The organism is Vibrio cincinnatiensis (genome assembly GCF_022113815.1).
GTDB lineage: Bacteria > Pseudomonadota > Gammaproteobacteria > Enterobacterales > Vibrionaceae > Vibrio > Vibrio cincinnatiensis_A.
Genome location: NZ_SGOM01000030.1, coordinates 1 through 3,645, shown reverse-complemented (window position 1 = coordinate 3,645; position 3,645 = coordinate 1). Strand labels below are relative to the sequence as shown.

Here is a 3,645-nt window from a genome sequence, read left to right as displayed (position 1 = left end):
AACCACATTTAAAGGTGGTATTAAACGCAAACGGATGAACTGCGCAATGGATGAAAACTACTTAAGTAAGGTTCTCGGAGCCCTTGAATGACGGGGATGTTCATGCGATTTCCGTGATGAAAGTACTTATATCAGGGGCCAATGGGTATATTGGTAGCCACGTGACTATGATGTTTGTCGAAAGTGGCTTTGAAGTTTCGACTTATAGCAGGACTAGCGGTGTCTTACCTCCTGCTCGGAAGCTTACCAATGTGCCATCAGATTTCTCTGGTTACTTTGATATCGTTATAAATTGTGCTCGCCCACATTGGTCAGAATTTTCGCCGGAGGAAATAGCTGATATAGAGTCCAAGCTGCTAACGCAGCTGGATAGACTAGCGGCTGACGGTGCGACAAAAATCCACACATCAGGCGTTTGGCTATTTGGCAACGCTTCTCACAATGACCTCAAAGAATTTAGGCTTAAGCCTCTAGAGGCTGTGAAACCGGACACAGTTACAATAGGTTGTGCTATCAAAAAGAAGTGGCATGTCGTTTACTGTCCTAGTTTGGTTTATGGTGGTGAAAACTGTCAGCTAAAGCGGATTGTAGATTCCTTATCTGACCAAACTCTCCAAGTAGCGATACCATCTCAAGGTTACAACCAATATATCCATGTTAATGACATCGCTCGATTTTATTTGGCACTGGTTCAAGGTAAACGTCCGGCTACACAACACTTTATTGCTGAGATTAAGGGTTATAGCCCCGAAGCGTTTTCTCAATTGCTACTCGACTTTCAAATCGTAAAGCAGGTTCACAAGAGCAGTTGGAGTGACTTTGAGAAATGCCATGGCTCTTCGGCAGTCGAAATTGAAAAGCTAAATCTTAATCTTCCAATTAGTCCCTTGTTTGAATCGACGGAGTCATTAAGGAAGTACATAGAAAATTACACATAACAAACAATTTAAGAGGGATTCCCAACGCTTGGCATTTTTACTTCTACTTAATTTTAGTGGTTACGGTGCAATGCTTTAGGTTGGGTGGTAGCGTTGGTCACCCCTTAATTGGGCGTTAGGCGATATTCGTGAAATTACACAAATGATTAGTTGATTATTAATCGTGTTTTTTTGAATTATGTCATTTAATCAATGAGTTGTTGAATCCATCAAGTTATCAGTCAAAGAAAATCTCAGCGGTTTTCTGTTCTCACAAAAGTTAACGATCGAGTCTGTTCATATTTGATAAGCTTTGTGCTTCTCGTTCTTCGAGTCTTAAGTTCATCCTTAACAGTTGAATGATTTTTCGATGAGCTTGGTGGCCGTGATTTTTTCTTTGAACTAGACCATGAGTTTCGTTGTTGGCAAGTGAATATTACAGGGTCAATGTTAAACTCACATGTTGTTTTAATTTGGTTTGTTCTGATGTTTCTTTGGTAAGAGATTGAAATGGTTTATAAAATCGCCTAACAAAGCATTTAAGAGGGACAATCAACGCATGGCATTTTTGGTTTGGGTTGGCATTTGAGGTTACGGCAGGTTAGTTTAAGTTCAGTTGTTTGCGTTGCCTGCCCCTTAATGCGGCGTTAGTTGCCAACACATCAAAACTGTAGTGTTGGCAAACTTAGTATGATCAAAAATCCATACTTGAGATTAAAGCATCCTTTCTCTCAAATCGGTTCTTCATTTGAATAAACCTGCTATGCATTGCTTTAATAGTTTCATTTATAACTGCTTCTCCTTCCTCATGTAATCCACAGTCTGTGATTGCTTTTACTATACTAAGCTTATTATCTTCACCTGGACTTAACTCATGATTGTTGATCATTTTAATTATAAGATTTATTATAGTGTTATATGCATCATTCATGTAATTTATTGAACAAATAGGAGTTTGATTTAAACTAAAATATTCTAAACGTTTCTTATCACCAGTGAAGTATAAATATGACTCGTTGAGAAGATTGTTGAGGTTTATACCATTAAAACTTTCTATTTGTCCTAAATCTCTAAATATAGATTCATAGGAAGGAAGTAAAAAACACTTATTGAAGTAGTGTTCATCAATAACGCTAAGAAAATCTAACTCAATTCTATATTTATATGTGCTATTTTTAGCAATCGTGTAAAATCTCTCTTTCAACTCATTTGGGCTGGAGCTAATAAACTTAGCAGAGTGATACTCTCTTATACTTTTATGAATGAAGTGATAGTTAAATCCCTCTTCTAATAAAAGGCAGGTGTTTTTTATACAGTCGCTTAAGAAACTAAATTCTGACGAGGGTGTAACACCCAAGAATTCGCTAGCTTTCTTAGTTACTTTTAATGCGTCTTGTCGCGATAAAGAAGTCTTGTCTTCTATCATGCTATAGAAACAGAACCCACAGAATAAGTCTTCCAGCTCCCTTTCATTTAACTTGGATTTATATTCTCGGCGGAATCCAGGTTTGGTTGCATCATGTCGGTTGACTAGTACATGGAAAATATTTTCATAGAACTCGTGTAATTGTGTAGGGATTTTATTGTAAGTCTTATAGGTTATCGCCAATAGAGTGAGTAGTAATGGTGTGGTTACTAGGCTTATTATATCGCTATTGTTTTCATGTAAACTCTTCATTATTTGATGAACTGTGACGTCATCATTATTGAAAAACTTTAATAACATTGGCTTAAAATCGGAAAGCTCTATTTGTTCTAAGTTGAAAACCTCAAATGCCGGCACTTTTTGGATCTCGGATCCTGGTCTAGATGTTATCAGAATTTGTTGCTTATAATAGGTTGCACAGATGCTTTCAATATACCTTAAAGTGTCTTTTAAATTATGTTCAGGTATTTCATCAAAGGCATCAAATAATAATGAGAATTGATTGCTAGCATAAATATGTTCTAAGTCTTTTTCTGTAGAATTAATTCCAAGTTCATTTAAAGATTGACAGATAAGAGTCGGTAAATCTGTTTTGTCGGTTATTTTTCTTAGCTCTATAAATAAGGGCACTACCTTGCTTCTTTTTAATGTAACGCCAGCTAGATGACGAAGCAATATGGATTTTCCTTGCCCTGCCGTTCCTTGAATTACAATCTTTCCATTTTCAGGGAATATGTCTAGAGACTCTACTTGAATAACTTTACCTTCAACAATTATATTAGATGGATAATAAAAATCATTTAGATTTACGCTTTTGTCAACCTGCCAAATAGTCTTAACGTTTTCTACGTTTGATGCTTTAAGGTATGCTTGCTCAATATCCACTTTATGTGAGTTTTTGAAGCTTGATGATTTGCTTTTTAGGAAGTTAAAGGCTTCTGTTAACCCCAGCTTGAAAGACTCGGCTACAACTATTTCTCCAATCATGGTATTCCTTTCTTAAACACGGTACGGCATCAGGTGCATAATACCTTTGTTACTGTCGGACAGGCAACTAACAAAGCATTTAAGAGTGATTCGCAACGCTTGGCGCTTTCGCTTCGCTCAAGTATAGCCAAGCGCTGCTCACACCTTAATGCGGCGTTAGGCGATGTTCGTGAAATTAAACAAATCATTCGTTGATTCTTAATCGTGATTCTTTGAATTGTTTCATTTAATCAATAAGTTGTTGGAGTTATCAAGTTAGTAGCCAAAGAAAATATTATCAATTTTCTGTTCTCATAAAAGTTAACGATCGAGTCT

At 36.7% G+C, this 3,645-nt stretch carries 2 protein-coding genes; one reads left to right on the top strand and one right to left on the bottom strand.

The genetic code is table 11. The annotated features are described in order from the left end of the window. Positions 1-116 precede the first annotated feature (116 nt). Positions 117-938, top strand: a complete 822-nt coding sequence (locus EXA13_RS16210) for an NAD-dependent epimerase/dehydratase family protein (protein ID WP_238134055.1) — start codon at positions 117-119, stop codon at positions 936-938. 673 nt (positions 939-1,611) lie between these two features. On the opposite strand, the gene EXA13_RS16200 is transcribed toward EXA13_RS16210, so the two are convergent. Beyond that, a complete protein-coding gene (locus EXA13_RS16200; RefSeq protein ID WP_238134053.1) occupies positions 1,612-3,330 on the bottom strand; it encodes an NACHT domain-containing protein in 1,719 nt (572 codons plus the stop codon). Positions 3,331-3,645 lie beyond the last annotated feature (315 nt).

Excerpts from the sequence above, each read along its gene's own strand:
- EXA13_RS16210 (WP_238134055.1), top strand. The coding sequence starts at position 117 with ATGAAAGTACTTATATCAGGGGCCAATGGGTATATTGGTAGCCACGTG.
- EXA13_RS16200 (WP_238134053.1), bottom strand. The coding sequence starts at position 3,330 with ATGATTGGAGAAATAGTTGTAGCCGAGTCTTTCAAGCTGGGGTTAACA.